Origin of the sequence: Litoreibacter halocynthiae (assembly GCF_004365635.1) — a bacterium.
Lineage (GTDB): Bacteria > Pseudomonadota > Alphaproteobacteria > Rhodobacterales > Rhodobacteraceae > Litoreibacter > Litoreibacter halocynthiae.
On the sequence record NZ_SOBH01000003.1, the window covers coordinates 84,706 to 103,218 of the forward strand.

Sequence of the window (18,513 nt, forward strand, 5' to 3'; positions counted from 1 at the left end):
GTTAGAGGAAAACCATGACCGCCGACGCCGCCAATGCAAGCGCCATGACGCTCATGAAACCGCGCCACCAGACAGGCCGTGTCATTAGTACCGCCAGTAGTGACCCTGCGAAGGTCCAGAACAGGCACACGAACAGGTTGATGCCGGAGAATGCGGTGCCAAGCCGCAAGGCTTCCTGCGCGGGCGGCAATCCGATGGCGTAACCTGACGAGGCCGCCATGGCGATCGCCCAGATTTTCGGGTTCACCCATTGAAACAACACCGCTTCAATAAAGGTAAACGGCCTGTCGCGCCCTTGCGCCTGCGGTCCTCTGGTGGAGCGGAACAGCTTCCACGCCATCCACAAAATCCACGCGGCGGCGAGGCATTTCAGCGCAAATGTCAGGGCCGGTTGCGCCAGCAACAGCGCACCAATCCCGAACCCCGTCAGCGCCGAGGTGATGCCCACCCCGAACGCCACGCCCAGCACATGCGGCAAGGTGCGACTGAACCCGAACCGCGCGCCGGAGGTGGTCAGCAAAATGACATTCGGGCCCGGCGAAAACAGCCCCGCAAAGACGAAGGCATAGAGCGGATCAAAACTCATCCAAGCAACTCGGCTTTGGTCAACGTGAACCCGGAGGCAATCCAGCGCGCCTCCAGCTCTTGCAGTTTCGCGCCAAGGGCAGGGCCGGAAAACTCCGGCATCAGGTCGGCGGCTTTCACGGGGAAAATCGCCTCCGCGCCTGCCGCAATTTTACGTTGCATCGCGCCCGGCAACGGCTGCTCGAACAGCGCTCCGCGCAGCAACGCGACATCCCGCGCGGAGTCTGCGCCGTGGCGGTAGGCGATCTCTGCCAAACCTGTATCCGCTCCGATCAAGTCCCTGAGCAATGCAATCTCCGCGGCCACGGCATTGGAAAGCCGCCATTGCTCTTTCAGTCCTTCGCCCCCCAAACATGCCGCGCGCCGCGCCATGTTAGGGTCTTGCCCGTCTTCAATATGCACCAAAATCGGCAGCGCTTTTGCATCGGCCCCCGGCATCACCCGCGTCAATATTCCGGCCTGTTCCATGGCCGCGACCGCAGGGGATGGGTCGGGCGCGCTCAGCAGTTTTGACATCTCTGCCCCGATGCGTTCTGCCGACAGTTGCTCCAACCCGTCCGCAGTCGCAGCACAGGCGGCAAGGCCATCGGCATCCAAGCCTTGGGCAACGTCGCCATACCACGCATGAAACCGGAAAAACCGCAGTATACGCAGGTAGTCCTCTGCAATCCTTGCCTCCGCGTCCCCAATAAACCTTACCTGCCGCAACTCCAGATCGGGCAATCCACCTACTGGGTCGGTGACCGTCCCATGCCGGTCTGCATAAAGCGCGTTCATGGTGAAATCCCGCCGTGCGGCATCGTCCTCCAGCGAGTTCGAGAACGCCACATCCGCGTGCCGCCCGTCGGTCTCCACATCGCGGCGGAAGGTGGTGATCTCATGCGGGACGCCACCGGATACGACTGTCACGGTCCCGTGCTCGATCCCCGTTGGCACAACCTTCAGCCCCGCGTCTTCCGCTGCCGCACTCACTGCGTCCGGTGTCGCGGCGGTGGCCATGTCGATATCCGCTACGGGCGCATCCAGCAAAGCGTTGCGCACGCAGCCGCCGACGAAATACCCCTGATGTCCGGTGGTCTCTACCGCGTCAAACACCGCTTGCGTTGCGGGGGCCAGCAGCCAGTCGCCCCTGATCGTGGTCACAGCCGCACCTGATCGGCCAAAGACCGCAGCATCCGCGCCGTCGCGCCCCAGATGTAATAAGGGCCGTATGGCACCACAAAATACTGTCGCCGCTGGCCGCGCCACCGACGTCCCTCGATTACGTAATTGTCAGGGTTCAAAACATGGACCAATGGCACGGTGAAAATTTCCGCGACTTCGCCCAGTTCCGCCACGGGCTCAAACGGCCCGTCAATCACACCGACCTGCGGCAACACCTGAAAACTGGTCACGGTTTCATGTGTCGGCAACGTCCCGATGAGGCGCACCTGTTTGCGGTCCAGCCCGATTTCCTCTTCGGCTTCGCGCAACGCGGCGGTCGCCAGTGTTTCGTCCCCGTCCCGCTTACCGCCTGGAAAGGCAATCTGGCCGGGGTGGTGTTTCAGGGCAGAGGATCGTTTCGTCAGGATCAGTCGCGCCCCGTCATCAGCGGGCATCAAGGCCACCAACACTGCCGCGTCCCGCAACACGCGGGTCTCCGGCAAAACCACATTCGGGTTCAGGTCAAAATCAGAGGTGGCCGCGCCGGGGTTTGCCAGCGCGGCCTCTACTGTTTTGATCAGGTCACTTCCCGTCATCGGGGGTCTCGGCCTCGAAGCCCATCGTCTTCGGGTCCATCACGTAATGCGCCCCGCAGAACTGGCAGTCCGCCGTCAAGGTGCCGTCGTCCTTGGTCATATGCGCAAGGTCGCGGGCCGAATAGATCGACAGGCTTTGGCGCACCTTTTCCTCGGAGCAGGTGCAGCCGAACTTGATCGGTTGGGCGTCGTAGACAATCGGTCCTTCCTCGTGGAACAGGCGGAACAGAAGGTCCGTCGGGGCCACGCTTGGTCCGATCAACTCCAACTCTTCGACCGTGTCCAGCATTATGCTCGCGCGGTTCCAGTTGTCCGAGGCGTCACCGTCCAGAATGTCATCGGCCGCCAGCAATCCTTCTTCGCCCGTTGCGTTGTCCTTCGCCATCAGCGGCGAGGCTTTCGGCATATGTTGCAACATCACGCCGCCCGCACGCCAGGTTTCCGCCTCGCCCCGTTCGGTGGAGCGGCCATAGGTTAGCGAGAATTTGGTCGGCAGCTGTTCGGACTGCGCGAAATAAGTCTCCGCGCAGGCAGACAGGCTGCCACCGGCCAGCGGGGTGATGCCCTGATAGGGTTTCATATCGTTGCCTTGGTCGATCAGGATTGCAAGGAACCCTTTGCCAATCTGACTGAACGGATCCGCGTCAAGGTCGATGGTCTCCGCATCATAGCTCGCATAGGCGCGGATGCGGGCAGGCTCACCGTCCTCGGTCGGGCCGTAGTAATCGGTCGCGATCAGCCGCAATGGCCCGTCGCCGCGAATTTGCAGGGACAGCTTCCAACGCAGCTTGATCGTTTGCCCGATCAACGCCGTCAGCAACGCCGCTTCCGCCACCATCGCCTCGACCAAAGGCGGGTAGTCATGTTGCTCCAGCACAAGGTCCAACACGCCATCCAGCCGCGCCACGCGGCCACGAATGTCGATTTTGTCCAACTGGAAAGGCAGAACGGTGTCGTCCCACGCGATTTTTTGTCCAAGAGTCATGGGGTTTCCTTACACCTAGGGGCTTGGCATACCGTGTCTAGATAGGCGCGACAATCCATTCCCCAAGGGGTAGGCGCTTCATGCATGGCGGAGTTGCACAATGATCAGGCGTTTTGGAGAACCCTTCCAGTCCGGGAAACCCTATCGGCTACGGCCCGGGGCCTATGCGATTTTGTGGAATGGCGAGGAACTTTTGACCACAATGCAAGATGGTGACGATCCGGAAATCCAGCTGCCCGGTGGCGGAATTGATCCGGGCGAGCATCCAATCCCCGCCCTCCATCGCGAAGTGATGGAAGAGACCGGCTGGGCCATGGCGTCCCCACGCAAGCTGGGGGCGTTCCGACGGTTCGTTTATATGCCTGAATACGGCTATTGGGCCGAAAAGCTTTGCAGCGTCTACATCGCCCGTCCCGTTTTGCAACGCAGCCCGCCGATCGAGCCGGATCATTCTGCGGTCTGGATGTCCCCTGCGGATGCTGCGCGGCTGCTTGGCAATGAAGGCGACCGCCATTTCGTGCGTCAGCTTTTTGCGCTGTGATGCCAGCGTTGGGTGTCACCGGACAGGCCCGTGATAGTCGAAAATCAACGCCGACACATCGTCGCTGAATTCGGTGGCGCCCGTGTAACTGCGCAGCGTCGACAACATCTGGCACAGCGTTTCCTGTCCGTCCTGATCGCGCGCCGCGGTCAGGATTGCGCCAAAGCCGTCGTCATCCAGCATCTCGCCGCTCGGGGATTCGGCTTCGGTGATTCCGTCAGAATGCAGCACCAGCCTGTCCCCTGGTTCCAGTTGCGTCTCGAACGAAATGTAAGGCGCGTCGGGGATTAATCCGACCGGCATACCCCCATCGCCAAGCAGCACAGGAGGGTTTTCGCCCCTTTGCAGCACCGGATGCGGGTGGCCCGCCTGCACCGTTCGCATGCGCCCGCTTTTCAGGTCCACAATGCTCAACGCGATAGTGAAGTAATGCTCGGTCTCCAACTCCCGCAGCAGCAGCTTGTTCAGGTCGCTGACGGTTTCGGCCGGATCACGGGCCGTGAATTTACCATTGCCGAGCTTGTGCAACGCCATGTTCTGGCTGGGGGTCAGCCCGCTTAAATACCCCGCCAGCCGCGCCGTCATCAGCGCGGATGTGACGCCATGGCCGGACACATCAAGCGAGAACAGCCCGATCTGGTGATCGTTCACGCGGAACTGCCCCACCAGGTCACCACCGACATGGCCGCTGGGTGTCAGGTTCAACGCAATGCGGCCTTCCGGAAGCTCGATATCGGTTTCGCGGACAAGGGATTGCTGGAGATGCCGCGCCTCCGACAGGTCGTGATTGAGCGCGTCGTAGAGCGTTTCGATCCGCGTCAGTGCGGCGTTGACGATCTCGTTCTTGTCGATCAGCGCGGCTTGCATCTGCAATACCCGCTCGCCCGCCCGTAACCGCGCCCGCAATTCGCCGGAATTGACCGGCTTGGTTAGAAAGTCATCGGCACCGGAATTCAGCCCTTCGGCGATTTCACCACTGCCGCCCTTGCTGGTGAGCAAGATGAAGTACCCGTACCCGTCCTGCCCCAGTCGCCGGAACGCGCGGCAGAAATCCGGCCCGGACATTCCGGGCATCACCCAATCGCTCAGGATCAGGGACACGTCATGTTTTTCGCACAGCGCAAGCCCGTCAGCGCCTGATTCCGCCTCCAGCACTTCGTAGCCCCATTTGCGCAGGTTGGCAGAGAGCAGTCGCCGCTGCATGCGGCTGTCATCCACCACCAGAACCTGCCGCGGCACCGCCGGATCGGTGTCGCCGCTGTCTTCCCATTCAAGGGGGTCGAACTGTTGAGCATGTGCGATCCCGTGGATCGGCGAAGTATGACGTAACATACATGCAGAAAGCGCCTGAATTCTTAAGGCTCTGTGAATGCTCAAATTGGATTAATTACAATTGGAACAGTCACCGTTCCTTAATCTTCAGGACCACAGCATGGCGCATCAAAGACGTGTGCAGGATCTGTGGAATGTTGAACTGGTCACGAGTGGCAGAGTTGAAAGAGGATTTGGGAGAGGAGGATTTTCGCGAAATCACCACCCTGTTTCTGGAGGAGGTGGAGGAGAAGCTGGCAGAGCTATCCTCTGACCCGCCAGACATCTTCGCCGACGACCTTCATTTCCTGAAAGGCAGCGCTGCCAATCTGGGGTTCGAAGGTTTTCGCGCGATGTGCGAGCAGATGGAAAACACGCCGGACACAGCACAGCTAAGTGATCTGCGCGGTCTGTACGCGCTTTCGAAAACCGCGTTTCTGGAAGGGATGGGCCCCTAAATCAGGAACTCGGCCAACACGTCGTCATTGGTGATGTCGCGATGCTCGAACCCGCCATCGGACATGGACTGGAACAGGCGCGCGAAGGCATCTGGCTCCTTGGTTTCAATCCCGATCAGAACGGAGCCGAAGTTGCGCGCGGACTTCTTCAAATACTCAAAACGCGCGATGTCGTCGTCAGGTCCAAGCAGCGCCAGAAAGTCCTTCAACGCGCCGGGGCGTTGGGGCATCCGCAAAATCAGGTATTTCTTCAATCCGGCATAGCGCTGGGCGCGCTCTTTGACCTCGGGCAGGCGTTCAAAATCGAAATTCCCGCCAGAGGTCACGCACACAACTGTCTTGCCTTTGATCTCTGCCGCCAGATCGTCAAGCGCATCAATCACCAGCGCACCGGCGGGTTCCAGCACGATCCCTTCCACGTTCAGCAGCCGGATCATGGTGCCGCAAATGCGGTTTTCAGGCGCAAGCAACACATGGGCCGGATCGACATGTTTAAGCACCTCGAAGGTGTGTTTCCCGATCTGGGCCACGGCGGCGCCATCCACAAACGTGTCAATATGGGGCAGGTTCACAGGTTCGCCTTTGGCCAAGGCGGCGGTCAGGGACGCACCGCCCGCAGGCTCGATATAGCGAAACGCAATGTCAGCACCGACCTCGTTAAAATAGCGCGTGACACCTGCCGACAATCCGCCACCGCCGACGGGCAGCAGCAACATATCCGGCGTCTCCGGCATTTCCGCCTCAATCTCGACCGCGACGGAGGCTTGCCCCTCGATCACGTCGGGGTCATCAAAAGGCGACAGGAAATGCGCGCCAATCTCGGCGCAATGGTCTTGCGCGGCGCGTAGGGTCTGGTCGAAATAGTCGCCCGTCAGGCGAATTTTGACGGAGTCGCCCCCGAAGGCGCGGGTTTTCTCGATCTTTTGCTGCGGAGTGGTGATCGGCATGAAGACCTCGCCCGTCACGCCGAAATGGCGGCAGGCAAAGGCGAAACCTTGCGCGTGGTTGCCAGCACTCGCACAGACGAAATTGCGTTGCTCCGGATGGCTGATCCTGCGTTTCGACATGGCGTTGAACGCGCCGCGAATTTTGTAGGACCGCACGGGAGACAGGTCCTCGCGCTTCAGGTAAATCCGCGCGTTATACCGCTCTGACAGGTAGTCGTTCAGTTGCAGCGGTGTCGTGTCGAACAACGCGCGCATCGCTTTGCACGCGGCGCGGGCGGTGGTGGGGAAATCGGTCATTTTGCCACCGGCGGAATCAGGCGGAAGATGGCGACGAGCCAGCCCGTGCCGATCAGCACGATCAGCCATGTCGAGACGATACTGACGATGTTGCCAGCGATCAGCAGGCCCGACAGTACGGCGGACGGCACCGACAACAACGTCACCAGCAACGCGGCGAAAATCGCTAAAATCCAAAGCCCCTTGTCGCGTGAACCGGACCACGCTTGCATCAGGGACAACACCTGACCCGCCGCGGCGGCAGGCAGTGCTGCCCCAAGTCTGAAGAACAGCCAAAGCAGCAGGCATGCAATCACGAAGGGATAGACGGTGAACCCGACCAGCAGCGGCAGGTAGGGCAGGACGAACGATCCGAGACTGCTTATCACGAAGCCCGCCGCGCCGATTGATCCGGTGATCAGGATCAGCGTCATCAAAAATCCGCCAAACGGCGCCGCCTTCAGTGACGCTATCACACCGCGCGGCGTGTCTGCGCCAAGGCAAAAGCGACTCCAGATCAGGGAAACGCAGCAAGCCGCAATCAGGTTGAAGACCACCGATAGCATGGTGAAGGTCGCCGACAGGTTCGGCATTTGCCCCTCGGCATCCGGTTGCAAGGACATTGCCCCGATGGGCAAACCGACCATCAGGTAACCAAGCGCGTAGATCAGCAAGCTCGCCAACACCCAGATCAGGGCGGTGAGCCGAAGTGCTGTTCCAAAGTTGCCGAATAGCTGCGTTAACCCATAGGTGAAGATGTCGATTGCTTGCCGCATAGTGCTCGTTGCCCGTCATTTTTCTTTGATGCGACCCTGCGGTTAAACGCCCTTTGGGTCAATCACGGCGATGCACGCCCTTGCACCCCTGTGACATTGGCGCTATCGCCCTTGGCGACCTTTAGCCTCAGCCGGAGACGCCCAATGTCCGCCCCCAAAAAAGTAGTTCTCGCCTATTCTGGCGGTCTTGATACCTCGATCATTCTGAAATGGCTGCAAACCGAATACGGCTGCGAGGTGGTGACTTTTACCGCCGATCTGGGTCAGGGCGAGGAGCTGGAGCCAGCCCGCAAGAAAGCCGAGCTGCTGGGGATCGCACCGGAAAACATCTACATTGAAGACGTGCGCGAGGAATTCGTGCGGGATTTCGTCTTCCCGATGTTCCGCGCCAATGCGGTTTATGAGGGCCTGTACCTGCTGGGTACATCGATTGCCCGACCGCTGATATCCAAGCGTCTGGTCGAGATCGCCGCCGAAACTGGCGCTGACGCCGTGGCGCATGGCGCGACGGGCAAAGGCAACGACCAAGTGCGGTTCGAGCTGGCCGCCTATGCGCTGAACCCCGACATCAAGGTGATCGCACCTTGGCGGGAATGGGATTTGTCGTCCCGCACCAAGCTGCTGGAATTTGCCGAGCAGAACCAGATACCGATCGCCAAGGACAAACGCGGCGAAGCGCCGTTCTCGGTGGATGCGAACCTGCTGCATACGTCCTCCGAGGGCAAAGTGCTGGAAGATCCCGCCGACGAGGCACCCGATTACGTCTATCAGCGCACGGTGAACCCCGAAGACGCGCCGAACGAGCCGGAATTCGTGGAAGTCGGCTTTGAGCGCGGTGACGCGGTGTCGATCAACGGCGAGGCGATGAGCCCCGCGACGATCCTGACCAAACTGAACGAGCTGGGTGGCAAGCATGGTTGCGGCCGTCTTGATCTGGTCGAAGGCCGCTTCGTTGGCATGAAGTCGCGCGGCGTTTACGAGACACCGGGCGGCACATTGCTGCTGGAAGCCCATCGCGGGATCGAGTCGATCACGCTGGATCGGGGCGCGGCGCACCTGAAAGACGAGCTGATGCCGAAATACGCAGAGCTGATCTATAACGGCTTCTGGTTCTCGCCAGAGCGCGAAATGCTGCAAGCGCTGATCGACAAGTCTCAGGAACATGTCACCGGCACCGTGCGCCTGAAGCTCTACAAAGGCTTGGCGCGGACTGTGGCGCGGTGGTCGGATCACTCGCTCTATTCCGAAGCGCATGTGACGTTCGAGGAAGACGCGGGCGCTTATGACCAGAAGGACGCGGCTGGTTTCATCCAGTTGAACGCGCTGCGGTTGAAGCTGCTGGCAGCCCGCGACAAGCGCCTTAAGAAATAGCCAAAACGGCGCCCTGTTGAGGGCGCCGTCCTACTCGTGCACTCGCTACCGCACTAACTTTACTTGGCCTTGATGACCTGCATCACCAGTTTGCCGTCCGGCTTGATCGGGCCGTCTTCTTTGGCACCCAAAGTGTATTCGAAGACGCCGGTTTGCATGCCGCCTTCTTCCGCGTGGACCATCAGCATCAGCATATCGCCAGAGGCAACAGGCTCTTGCAGGATGGCGGCGACGTCTGCGTTGTCACCCATGCGCAGGGGGGCGTAGCCGACCACCGGGCCGGGTTTCATGTCGGCGTCGGTGCGGTGAACGACCAGCCAGCCGTTGACGCCAGCGGTGACGGCATCGGCGGAAACGATGCCGTTGGAGACGTCCTGATCCATGGCGGTGACGCTTGGGGTCGGGGCGTGACCATCGGCCAGCGCGGCCCCTGTGATCATCAGGGCGGCGGCGGTTGTAGCGATGAAGAATTTCATGTGTCGTAACTCCTTAAGCTCAGCTCCCCCGTTATGGGGGATGTGCTTGGAGACACGTATCCAGCAGTTAGGAAGTTTCACCGGAGTTGAAAAAAAGGTGAAAATGGTAGGTAACCCATGGGTTACCTTGGATATTTTTGCGTTAACTTTCTTCGGCTGATCTGGCTGGGTTTTCCTGTTTTGCGTTTACAGGTGTTGAAGAACCGTAAACCCAATCAAATCAAAAACCCGCCATTTATGATGCGATTAGCAGTTTTCGCGCTTTCAGCGCTTCGTAATGCGGCAGGGCTTTTTCGCACAATTCCGCCGCTTCCCCGTCCAGTTTCGGCAGCGCCCCTTCCGGCCCCGCGAAGCCGGTGGAGCGGTGAACCGCGCCGTACCAATGCGATGCCCAAACCCCGTCAAAAGGCTTGGGGCCGGCGGGCCAGTGCAGCATCGCGTCGGAAAACGGTAGGCCGATAGCGTCGCACAAGACGCGCAACGCGGCCTCGGGGTCTTCACGGATGTCGTGACTGTCGATCACCAAGCCGCCAATTTTTTCATACAGCGCGGTTTGCTGCGGGTAGCCAATGTCTTCCAGCGTCGGGTTCTCGCGCTTGGCGGCGTAGCTGGCGATCACGCGGGCAGGGTGGCGGATCAGGTGGACGTTGACGCAATCCTGCGTCCAGTCCAGCGGGACACCGTCCAGCATGTGATGCGGCATGTGCTTCATGTAGCGGTGTTGCGCGGGCTCCGCCGCACAGGCGTCGGCGACCTTGGCGGGGTCGGTGTCTTGCGAGGCAATGACCTCCGCGCCCATCGGGTGTTTGATCCCCGTCGCGTGCAGGTAAGCGCCATAGAAGGGTTCGTCCACCGCCTCGAAGTCGGGGCGGTTGCCGAAGCTATACATCATCGCTGTCGACAGATTGCGGGGGCCTGACCACATGGCGATCTTCATTTGGTTTGGCTTTCTACCAGTTCTTTATAAAGAGCGCGCAGGCGGGTGGTGATAGGCCCAAGCTCGCCGGTGCCGATCTGGCGACCGTCGATTTCCGACACAGGTGTTTGCGCGCCGAAGGTGCCAGTCAGGAAGGCCTCGTCGGCGGAATAGGTATCGACCAGCGAGAAATTCCGCTCGTAACAGGGGATACCATTTGCATGGCACAGGTCGATGACCTTCTGGCGGGTGATCCCGTTCATGCAATAGTCACCGGTCGAGGTCCAAACGGCCCCCTTCTTCACCACAAAGAAGTTGCACGCGTTGGTGGTGTTCACGAAGCCATTGACGTCCAGCATCAACGCCTCGTCCGCGCCAGCCTTTTCGGCGGCGATGCAGGCGAGGATGCAGTTCAGCTTGCTGTGCGAATTCAGCTTCGGGTCTTGCGTCATCGGCAAGCCGCGCAAATGCGGGACGGTGGCCAAGCGGATCGGGCGGGGCAGCTTCGGCTGGGAATGCTCCATGATGATCACGAAGGTCGGGCCGGAACGGGACAAAGCAGGATGCTGGAACGGGCGGTGCTTTACACCGCGGGTCACCATCAGGCGGGCATGTGTGTCGGTAACCATGCCGTTGGCATCGCGGGTCAGCTCAAGGGCGGCGATGACGCCCGCGCGGTCCATGCCGATATCAAGGTCGATGGCTTTGGCAGCCTCGAAAAGGCGGTCGACATGTTCGTCCAGAAAAGCCCATGTGCCATTATACAACCGTAGCCCTTCCCAGACGCCGTCGCCCAGCATGAAGCCGCTATCATAGACAGAGACCGTAGCCTCGGCTTTGGGTTTCAGCTCGCCGTCGACATAGATCAATATCTTGTCGTTGCGGGCGTCTTCTTCGGCTTGGTGTGTGGTCTGGTGATCTGTCATTGGGGCCTCCTACATCGACATAGAGCCTGAATTTTAAGTTTGGGCCAGTGGAATTCTTAGGATTCACAAACGACTCGGGCTTGTTTATTAGGTTTGAAAAAACCAATTTCATTGAACAGAGGGAATTTACAATGAGTGAGAGTTTACCACAGGGTGCGAAGCCCTTTGATTTTACCGGAAACGCCAAGGAGTGGTTCGGTATCTGGATCGTTAATCTGCTGTTGAGCATCGTGACGATTGGCATCTACTCGGCTTGGGCGAAGGTCCGGACCAAGAAGTATTTCTACAACCACACCTATGTCGAAGGGCGCAATTTCGACTACCACGCCACCGGCAAGCAAATCCTGATCGGTCGCCTGATCGTCATCGGGGCTGTGATCGTGTTCCAGATCATTACCGCAGTTCTGCCCATCTTGGGCCTTCTGCTGCTGATCGGGCTTCTGTTCATCTTCCCGTGGCTGATCGTACGCTCGATGATCTTCAACGCGCGCATGTCCAGTTTCTCGAATGTGCGGTTCGGGTTTGTGGGCACCGTCGGGCAGGCGTTCCTGACATTCATTGTCTATCCGATCCTGACCGCCCTGACGCTTTATACAACCTTCCCGATTTTGGACCGCGCAGTGAAGCGTTTCTCGATCGACAACCACAAGCTGGGCCAAGCGCGGTTCAACATGGAGGTTGGCCTGGGCCCGTTCTACAAAGCGTTCCTTGTCGCGATTGCGTGGATCATCGTTGTTGGCTTGGTTGGCGTCGTCGTCACCGGCTTCAGCTTCAACGAGTTTGCCTATGCGATGGACAATGCCGACCGTGCGCCAGAGCAAGCCATGAAAGTCATGGGCCTGTTCTATCTGTTGTTCTTCGTGGCCTTCTTGCCAGCGGCGTTCCTCTATCAGGCGCTGGTTCGCAACGCGGTTTACAACAACACAACTCTGGAAGGCGGACATGCTTTTGCCTCCAACGTAACAGCGCCACAACTGTTGTGGCTGGCCGTGACGAACATGATCGTCGTGGTGTTCACGCTATTCTTGATGCTGCCATGGGCGCAGGTCCGCATGGCGCGGTATCTGGCGGCGCATACCGGCTTCATTCCGGGTGGCTCCATGGATGACTTCGTGACCCAGCAGCAGGAAGCTGGCGGCGCACTCGGGGATGCCTATACGGACCTCGAAGGCATCGACGTCGGCTTGCCGATTTAAATGATGGGGGACGCGCCGCAACTTCGGGGCCTTCGCGGCCATGCCTATGCGGCGCGTTCCTCTTACCGCCAACCCGCACGTCTTTTGACGCGCGAAGGGGGCGAAGACCTTTGGGTCGATATTCAGAACGACGAACGTGCGGTTCTTGCCAGCGCTTATCTGTCGGACCTACGGGTCGACCCGCCTTTGGGCACCGCGCCGCGCAAGGTGACCTTCCCTGACGGCGCCGTTTTCGAGACCACTGACCACGACGCCATCGAGGCGCTGACGGGCAAAACCCGAGGGTCGCTGTTGCACCATTACGAGAGCTTTAACGCACGCCTGATTGGTGTGGTCGCCGTGTGCCTTGCCGCGGCTTGGGTGATGTGGCGCTACGGGCTGGACATCATGGCCTCGGTCGCCATCGCCTTCACCCCGCCTGCCGTGATCGAGCAGATCGACGTGGGCACCTTACAAACAATCGACTTCACCATGGCGGAGCCATCGCGGCTGACGGATGCGCAAAAGGCCGACGTCAACAAAGTGTATCGCCGGCTGGTCCAGTCGCTGCCACAAGATGTGCAGGACGAGCACAGCTTCCAGTTGCTGTTCCGCGACATGCCTGGCATGGGGCCAAACGCTTTTGCGCTGCCGGGTGGGACGATGGTGATGACCGATGCGTTCGTGAAAGACTTTCCCGATGCGAATGTGATGGCCGGTGTATTGGGCCACGAGATCGGGCATGTGGTCGAGCAACACGGGCTAAAACGGATCTACCGGTCGTTGAGCATGTATATCCTGATTGCCTTTCTGGCAGGCGATGTCGGGCCCATTCTGGAAGATGTGGTGCTGGAAGGGAACGTGCTGTTGTCCCTGTCATTCAGCCGTGCGCAGGAGACCTCGGCGGACGAGTTCGGCCTGTCCCTGTCGGATGCCTCCGGCTTTGATCCGGCGGGGCTGAAGCTGTTTTTCGAGAAGCTGGACGAAGAATATGGCGACCAGGAGCCACCCCAATGGCAGTCCACCCACCCGTCCAGCGCGGAGCGGGTGAAGGCCATCGACGCCTATATCGACAGGCTTTGATCACGAAGACGTTTTAGTCTGATGGAACCAATCACGGCAAGTTTGGTTGAGTTTGACAAGTGGGCGCAGCAGATTGCCCCACAGCGAATTCAAAACGACCTTGCACGGGAGTGGCACCTTGACACATTTCAAACGCACACGCTGGTATCTGACGGGACTTGGACTTGCCGTTCTGGCAGGTATTTCCGCCCAACCAAACATGGCGAAAGCGGCGGAGATTACCGTCGCGGGGGGATGCTTCTGGTGCGTTGAATCCGACTTTGAGTCCGTCGCAGGGGTGAGCGAGGCCGTGTCAGGCTTTACAGGCGGTAAAGTGGCCAGCCCGACCTACAAACAGGTTGTGGCAGGTGGCACCGGACATCTGGAGGCGGTGCAGATCGACTATGACCCGTCCAAGATTTCGGCGCGCAAGCTCTACGATTTGTTCTTCCGCTCGATTGATCCCACGGATGCGGGCGGGCAGTTTTGTGACCGTGGCGAAAGCTACTCCACCGCGATTTTTGTGACGAACCGACCGGACCGCGAAGCTGCCGAAGCCGCGAAAGCCGCCGCCGAGAAAGAGTTGGGGCAAAAGATTGTGACGCCCATTCTGGACGCAAAACCGTTCTTTCCGGCGGATGAGTACCATCAGGACTACTATAAGCAGGACAAGTTGATACTGACCCGTTTCGGACCGCAATCAAAAGCCAAGGCCTACAAGAAGTACCGCAATGCGTGCGGGCGCGACCAACGGGTGAAACAGCTTTGGGGCAGTTCCGCGCCGTTCACCAACTAAGCGACTGGATTAGTAGAAAAGTGCCGCGTTGTTGGTCAGGATGATCTGCAACGCGTAAATGCCCAGTAGCGCCACAACAGGGCTAAGATCCAGCCCGCCCATTTGCGGCAACATGCGGCGGATGGGGCCGTATAGCGGCTCCAACAGGCGGTTCAGCCCGTCCCAGATTTGGGCGACGATAGGCTGGCGCATGTTCAATACCCCGAAGCTGATCAGCCAGCTCATGATGAAGTGGATGATGATCACCGTGCGGACCACACCAAGTAGCAACATCAGGATTTGAAAAAGGCTGGTCATTCGGGTGCTCCGGTCAAAGGTTGCGAAGTAGGTAAGCGTCGCGCGGCCTGCGCGCAAGGTGTGACGCGATGTCTTGGTTGACGCTGCCACCCAGTAGGGCATGTGTCGGCGCAACCAAGGAGCCTTCATGTACCCGATACCACGCCTGATTTTCCAGTTCTTCCGCCATCGCAACGACCCGCCGCTGGGGCCGCTGGATACCCATGTGTCCCACCATATTTGCTGGCCGTGGGATTTGGACCTGTGGCGGGAGCTGAATAATGGGCGGACGCTGACCCTTTACGACATGGGGCGGTTGCCCTTGGCGGGGCGGGTTGGCCTGATAAAAGCGCTGAAAGAGCATCGCTGGGGGCTGACCATGGCGGGGGCGTCAGTGCGCTACCGTCGCCGTGTGCGGATGTTCGACCGGATCGAGATGCGGTCCCGCGCGGTGTGCTGGGACGACAAGTTCCTGTATCTGGAGCAATCGATGCGCGTGCGCGGCGAGGCGACATCGCATATTTTGTACCGCTCGGCGGTGACGGGCAAAGGCGGGATCGTGTCCCCGCAAACGGTCATGGAGGCGCTTGATCTGAAGATGGAGGCCCCGGAGGTGCCAGCGTGGATCAAGGCATGGACCGAAGCCGAAGCGTTGCGTCCGTGGCCGCCATTCTAGCCCTGAAGTGACGTCGAGGTCACTTTTTGAGGTAAGTTATTCCTTGCTTCGTGTGCTTAGATAGCCCTAGGTCAATGCATCAGTGCTGGGAAATTTGTAAGTATGGCGACCTCTGCCAAGAAGCGCATTTGGGGATGGTTTATGTTCGACTGGGCTTCCCAGCCGTACAATACACTGTTGCTGACATTCATTTTTGGCCCCTATTTTGCAGAGCTGGTAACCGCGCAATATGTGGCTGACGGCATGGAGGTGGACCTTGCCAAAGCAAGCGCCCAAAGCATGTGGGGCTGGGTTCTGACGATCTCTGGCCTGCTGATCGCACTGTCGGCGCCTGTCCTTGGTGCCGTCGCTGACAGCACCGGGCGCAAACTTCCCTATATTTGGGTCTTTTCAGTGCTTTACGTCATTGGCGCGGCTGGCACTTGGCACGCCGACCCGCAAGGTTTCAGCCTGCCTTTGGTTATGGGACTGTTTATTGTCGGGCTCATCGGGATGGAGTTTGCCACGATCTTTACCAACGCTATGCTACCGGATTTGGGCACGCGCGAGGAAATCGGGCGCATTTCCGGTTCGGGCTGGGCGATGGGATATTGGGGCGGTTTGCTGGCCTTGGTTTTCGCCCTGCTGTTTTTGGCGGAAAACAGCGAAGGCCGCACCCTGATCGGATTGTCGCCCTTGGGCGGGCTCGATTCAGAGCAGCGTGAAGGGACGCGCTTTGTCGGCGTTTTCTCGGCAATATGGTTCATTCTGTTCATGGTGCCGTTCTATATTTGGGTGCGGGACTCGAAAGATCGCCCTGCCCGCACGAAGGGTGTTATCGCGGCGGGCCTGCGCAGCTTGGGCCGCACCATAAAACGGCTACCAAAAAGCCCGAGCCTTGCGAACTATCTGGCGTCTTCGATGCTGTACCGCGACGCATTGAACGGCATGTATACCTTCGGCGGTGTCTATGCTGTCGGGGTTCTGGGCTGGAGCGTTGTGGATGTTGGCGTCTTCGGTATTCTCGCGGTGATTGGCGGGGCCATAGCGGCCTACCTGGGCGGTCGAGCTGACAGCCGTTTCGGACCCAAGCCAGTTATTCTGGTGTCGATCATTGCGCTAATTATTGCGGCGATTTCGATTGTGATGATTACGCCGACCTCGATATTCGGCGTTGCGGTTCTGGACGAGGGCGTGATTGCAGGCCGCACCGCGTCCGACATCGCGTTTTATCTGGCGGGTATTCTTGTCGGGGCCGCAGGTGGCACGATCCAATCCGCGTCCCGCACGATGATGGTCCGGCAGGCCAACCCGAACCGCATGACCGAGGCCTTTGGCTTGTATGCGCTGGCGGGCAAGGCGACGTCGTTCCTTGCGCCGGGCTTGATCGCGCTGTTCACCACATTGTCCGGGTCGCAGAGAATTGGCGTTACCCCGCTCATCGGGCTCTTCCTTTTGGGGCTGGTCCTGTTACTCTGGGTGAAACCAGACGGAGAGGACGCATCAGTATGGGATTCCGGCACCTGATAGTTGCGGCATTGGCGGCGGTCTGCATGACCTTGCCTGCCAGCGCGGAGAAACTTGCAAAGCAGTATTTTGGAGCCAAGAGAGATGGCTCTGCTCAACAAGCTGCCGCCTTCGGCTCTTACGCCAAAGGATGCGCTGCCGGTTTGGTGCAAATGCCTGAGACCGGCCCGACATGGCAGTCCATGCGCCTGTCCCGCAATCGCAATTGGGGCCATCCCGAATTGATTGATTTCAGCCAGAAGCTGAGCCGCGTTGCCGTGAAGCAGGGCTGGAAGGGGCTGTATTTCGGCGACTTCTCGCAGCCGCGTGGCGGGCCGATGCTGACGGGGCACCGCAGCCACCAACTGGGGCTGGACGCCGATATCTGGATGAATCCGGTGGGGCGTGTGAACCTGAACCGCAACCAGCGCGAAAATATTTCCGCCATCTCCATGCGGCGTGCGGGCGGAGCTTTTGTGAACGACAAATGGACCCGCGCGCATCATGAAATCCTGAAAGCCGCCGCGAGTGACCCGCGGGTGGCGCGGATTTTCGTGTTCCCCGGCGCGAAGGTGCAGATGTGCAAGGACGAGAAGGCCAAAAGCAAGCGCAAGCGGGCATGGCTGCGCAAAATCAGGCCTTGGTGGGGGCATCACTACCATTTCCATGTGCGGCTAAGCTGCCCGAAAGGGTCGCGCGGTTGCGTGAACCAAGACCCGCCGCCCGCTGGTGACGGCTGCGCAGACGCCCAGCAATGGGTCAACAACATCCTGAACCCGCCACCCCCGCCGAAGAACCCGCCGAAAGCGAAGAAGCGGCGCGAATTGCGGCTAGCTGATCTACCAAAAGCATGCGTTGGCGTTCTGAACTCCAACTAGCACTCGCCGCCCTCGGGCTTTCTGCGGGGATTGCCTATGCGCAATCGCTGGAGTTTGTCAGCAGGTATGGCTGGAAGAATGCTGTCGATGGCTTCGGCGGTTTCTCCTCGCTTGAGGTGAGCCGGAATGGTGTGGGTTTCATCACAACCTCCGACAAGGGCATGATTGCCGAGGGGCGTATCCTGCGCGATGGCAACCGCATTCGCGGCTTGGACAACCTGCGGTTTATGCCGTTGTTGAACGCAGACGGTATGCCTTGGCGAAGCTATCGCTCTGATGCGGAGGGGTTGGCGGTGTCGCCCGGCGGGACGATCTATGTGTCCTATGAGGGGACGCATCGGGTCGTAGCCTATGACAGCGTAGGAGGCGTGGGCAGGCCATTGCCGGACCTACCTTGGCGCGAGTCCCTGCAAAGCAATTCGTCCCTTGAAGCACTGGCGATCGACAATGCGGGTGTGCTGTATACGATGCCGGAACGCTCCGGCGATCTGAACCGGCCGTTTCCGGTGTATCGCTATCGTGGCGGGCGATGGGATCGCACGCTGAGCATCCCGCGTCGCGACGGGTTCTTGCCGGTTGGCGCGGATTTCGGGCCGGACGGGCGGCTGTATCTGCTGGAACGGGAGCTGGTCGGTCTAAGCGGTTTTGCCAGCCGGGTGCGCAGCTTCAAGCTGAGCCGCAACGCGCTGACCGACGAGCGCGAGCTGCTGCGCACGACCGCTGGCACGCATGATAATCTGGAAGGCATTGCCGTTTGGGCCACGCCCGAGGGGGCGATCCGCGTTACGATGATCTCGGACGACAACTTCAAGTTTTTCCAGCGCACCGAGTTGGTGGAGTACCGGTTGGTGCAGTGAG

At 59.6% G+C, this 18,513-nt stretch carries 21 protein-coding genes; 10 read left to right on the plus strand and 11 right to left on the minus strand.

What is annotated here, in order from left to right; genetic code table 11:
• Window position 1: 1 nt before the first annotated feature.
• Genes BDE40_RS12190 through hslO form a run of 4 tightly spaced genes read right to left on the minus strand, consistent with a single transcriptional unit; the run spans window position 2 to window position 3,309 of the window.
• Window positions 2-586, minus strand: coding sequence for a LysE family translocator (locus tag BDE40_RS12190; RefSeq protein WP_134014890.1), 585 nt, complete (start codon window positions 584-586; stop codon window positions 2-4).
• A complete protein-coding gene (locus BDE40_RS12195; RefSeq protein ID WP_425462398.1) occupies window positions 583-1,728 on the minus strand; it encodes a CCA tRNA nucleotidyltransferase in 1,146 nt (381 codons plus the stop codon). Before BDE40_RS12195 ends, BDE40_RS12190 begins: the two co-directional genes overlap by 4 nt.
• A complete protein-coding gene (locus BDE40_RS12200) occupies window positions 1,725-2,324 on the minus strand; it encodes a CoA pyrophosphatase (protein WP_134014891.1) in 600 nt (199 codons plus the stop codon). The genes BDE40_RS12195 and BDE40_RS12200 overlap by 4 nt, the downstream gene beginning before the upstream one ends.
• Window positions 2,311-3,309, minus strand: coding sequence for an Hsp33 family molecular chaperone HslO (gene hslO, locus BDE40_RS12205; protein WP_134014893.1), 999 nt, complete (start codon window positions 3,307-3,309; stop codon window positions 2,311-2,313). The genes BDE40_RS12200 and hslO overlap by 14 nt, the downstream gene beginning before the upstream one ends.
• 100 nt (window positions 3,310-3,409) lie before the next feature.
• On the opposite strand from hslO, the gene BDE40_RS12210 reads away from it, so the two are divergent.
• The gene (locus BDE40_RS12210) at window positions 3,410-3,850 is read left to right on the plus strand and encodes an NUDIX hydrolase (protein WP_134014895.1); all 441 of its coding nucleotides are present in this window, start codon (window positions 3,410-3,412) and stop codon (window positions 3,848-3,850) included.
• 15 nt (window positions 3,851-3,865) lie between these two features.
• Here the strand turns inward: BDE40_RS12210 and BDE40_RS12215 are convergent, their stop codons facing one another.
• A complete protein-coding gene (locus BDE40_RS12215) occupies window positions 3,866-5,182 on the minus strand; it encodes a PP2C family protein-serine/threonine phosphatase (RefSeq protein WP_134014897.1) in 1,317 nt (438 codons plus the stop codon).
• Window positions 5,183-5,316: 134 nt separating this feature from the next.
• Between BDE40_RS12215 and BDE40_RS12220 the strand changes: the two genes are divergently transcribed.
• Window positions 5,317-5,619, plus strand: a complete 303-nt coding sequence (locus tag BDE40_RS12220) for an Hpt domain-containing protein (protein WP_134014899.1) — start codon at window positions 5,317-5,319, stop codon at window positions 5,617-5,619.
• Here BDE40_RS12220 and ilvA read toward each other — a convergent pair.
• Both ilvA and BDE40_RS12230 read right to left on the minus strand, forming a co-directional pair.
• A complete protein-coding gene (gene ilvA, locus BDE40_RS12225; RefSeq protein ID WP_134014901.1) occupies window positions 5,616-6,863 on the minus strand; it encodes a threonine ammonia-lyase IlvA in 1,248 nt (415 codons plus the stop codon). The genes BDE40_RS12220 and ilvA overlap by 4 nt on opposite strands.
• Complete coding sequence (locus BDE40_RS12230; protein ID WP_134014903.1) at window positions 6,860-7,618, minus strand: hypothetical protein; 759 nt, start codon at window positions 7,616-7,618, stop codon at window positions 6,860-6,862. Before BDE40_RS12230 ends, ilvA begins: the two co-directional genes overlap by 4 nt.
• A gap of 144 nt (window positions 7,619-7,762) precedes the next feature.
• On the opposite strand from BDE40_RS12230, the gene BDE40_RS12235 reads away from it, so the two are divergent.
• Entirely contained in the window at window positions 7,763-8,989 is a 1,227-nt protein-coding gene (locus BDE40_RS12235) for an argininosuccinate synthase (protein WP_134014905.1), read from the plus strand.
• Window positions 8,990-9,048: 59 nt separating this feature from the next.
• Here BDE40_RS12235 and BDE40_RS12240 read toward each other — a convergent pair whose 3' ends face one another.
• From BDE40_RS12240 to BDE40_RS12250, 3 genes are all read right to left on the minus strand, one after another.
• Window positions 9,049-9,465: a DUF7282 domain-containing protein gene (locus BDE40_RS12240; protein WP_134014907.1), complete on the minus strand. Its 417-nt coding sequence runs from the start codon at window positions 9,463-9,465 to the stop codon at window positions 9,049-9,051.
• 235 nt (window positions 9,466-9,700) lie between these two features.
• On the minus strand, window positions 9,701-10,402 hold the full coding sequence (locus BDE40_RS12245; RefSeq protein WP_134014909.1) for a sulfotransferase-like domain-containing protein: 702 nt from the start codon (window positions 10,400-10,402) through the stop codon (window positions 9,701-9,703).
• Window positions 10,399-11,307, minus strand: a complete 909-nt coding sequence (locus BDE40_RS12250; RefSeq protein ID WP_134014912.1) for a D-amino acid aminotransferase — start codon at window positions 11,305-11,307, stop codon at window positions 10,399-10,401. Before BDE40_RS12250 ends, BDE40_RS12245 begins: the two co-directional genes overlap by 4 nt.
• 131 nt (window positions 11,308-11,438) lie before the next feature.
• Between BDE40_RS12250 and BDE40_RS12255 the strand changes: the two genes are divergently transcribed.
• The 3 genes from BDE40_RS12255 (at window position 11,439) to msrA (ending at window position 14,340) form a co-directional block, all read left to right on the plus strand.
• Complete coding sequence (locus BDE40_RS12255; RefSeq protein WP_134014913.1) at window positions 11,439-12,503, plus strand: YjgN family protein; 1,065 nt, start codon at window positions 11,439-11,441, stop codon at window positions 12,501-12,503.
• On the plus strand, window positions 12,504-13,565 hold the full coding sequence (locus tag BDE40_RS12260) for a M48 family metallopeptidase (RefSeq protein ID WP_134014915.1): 1,062 nt from the start codon (window positions 12,504-12,506) through the stop codon (window positions 13,563-13,565).
• Between the two features lie 199 nt (window positions 13,566-13,764).
• Entirely contained in the window at window positions 13,765-14,340 is a 576-nt protein-coding gene (msrA, locus tag BDE40_RS12265) for a peptide-methionine (S)-S-oxide reductase MsrA (protein ID WP_134015951.1), read from the plus strand.
• Window positions 14,341-14,349: 9 nt separating this feature from the next.
• Here the strand turns inward: msrA and BDE40_RS12270 are convergent, their stop codons facing one another.
• Window positions 14,350-14,637 carry a YggT family protein gene (locus BDE40_RS12270; protein ID WP_134014917.1) on the minus strand — a complete coding sequence of 96 codons (288 nt, stop codon included), beginning with the start codon at window positions 14,635-14,637 and terminating at the stop codon, window positions 14,350-14,352.
• A gap of 127 nt (window positions 14,638-14,764) precedes the next feature.
• Here BDE40_RS12270 and BDE40_RS12275 point away from each other — a divergent pair, with 127 nt between their 5' ends.
• The 4 genes from BDE40_RS12275 (at window position 14,765) to BDE40_RS12290 (ending at window position 18,512) form a co-directional block, all read left to right on the plus strand.
• Window positions 14,765-15,292, plus strand: coding sequence for an acyl-CoA thioesterase (locus tag BDE40_RS12275; RefSeq protein ID WP_134014919.1), 528 nt, complete (start codon window positions 14,765-14,767; stop codon window positions 15,290-15,292).
• Window positions 15,293-15,394: 102 nt separating this feature from the next.
• Window positions 15,395-16,798, plus strand: a complete 1,404-nt coding sequence (locus BDE40_RS12280) for an MFS transporter (protein WP_134014921.1) — start codon at window positions 15,395-15,397, stop codon at window positions 16,796-16,798.
• A 26-nt stretch (window positions 16,799-16,824) separates the two neighbouring features.
• The gene (gene mepA, locus BDE40_RS12285) at window positions 16,825-17,655 is read left to right on the plus strand and encodes a penicillin-insensitive murein endopeptidase (RefSeq protein ID WP_425462404.1); all 831 of its coding nucleotides are present in this window, start codon (window positions 16,825-16,827) and stop codon (window positions 17,653-17,655) included.
• A complete protein-coding gene (locus BDE40_RS12290; RefSeq protein ID WP_134014925.1) occupies window positions 17,628-18,512 on the plus strand; it encodes an esterase-like activity of phytase family protein in 885 nt (294 codons plus the stop codon). Before mepA ends, BDE40_RS12290 begins: the two co-directional genes overlap by 28 nt.
• Window position 18,513: the final 1 nt, after the last annotated feature.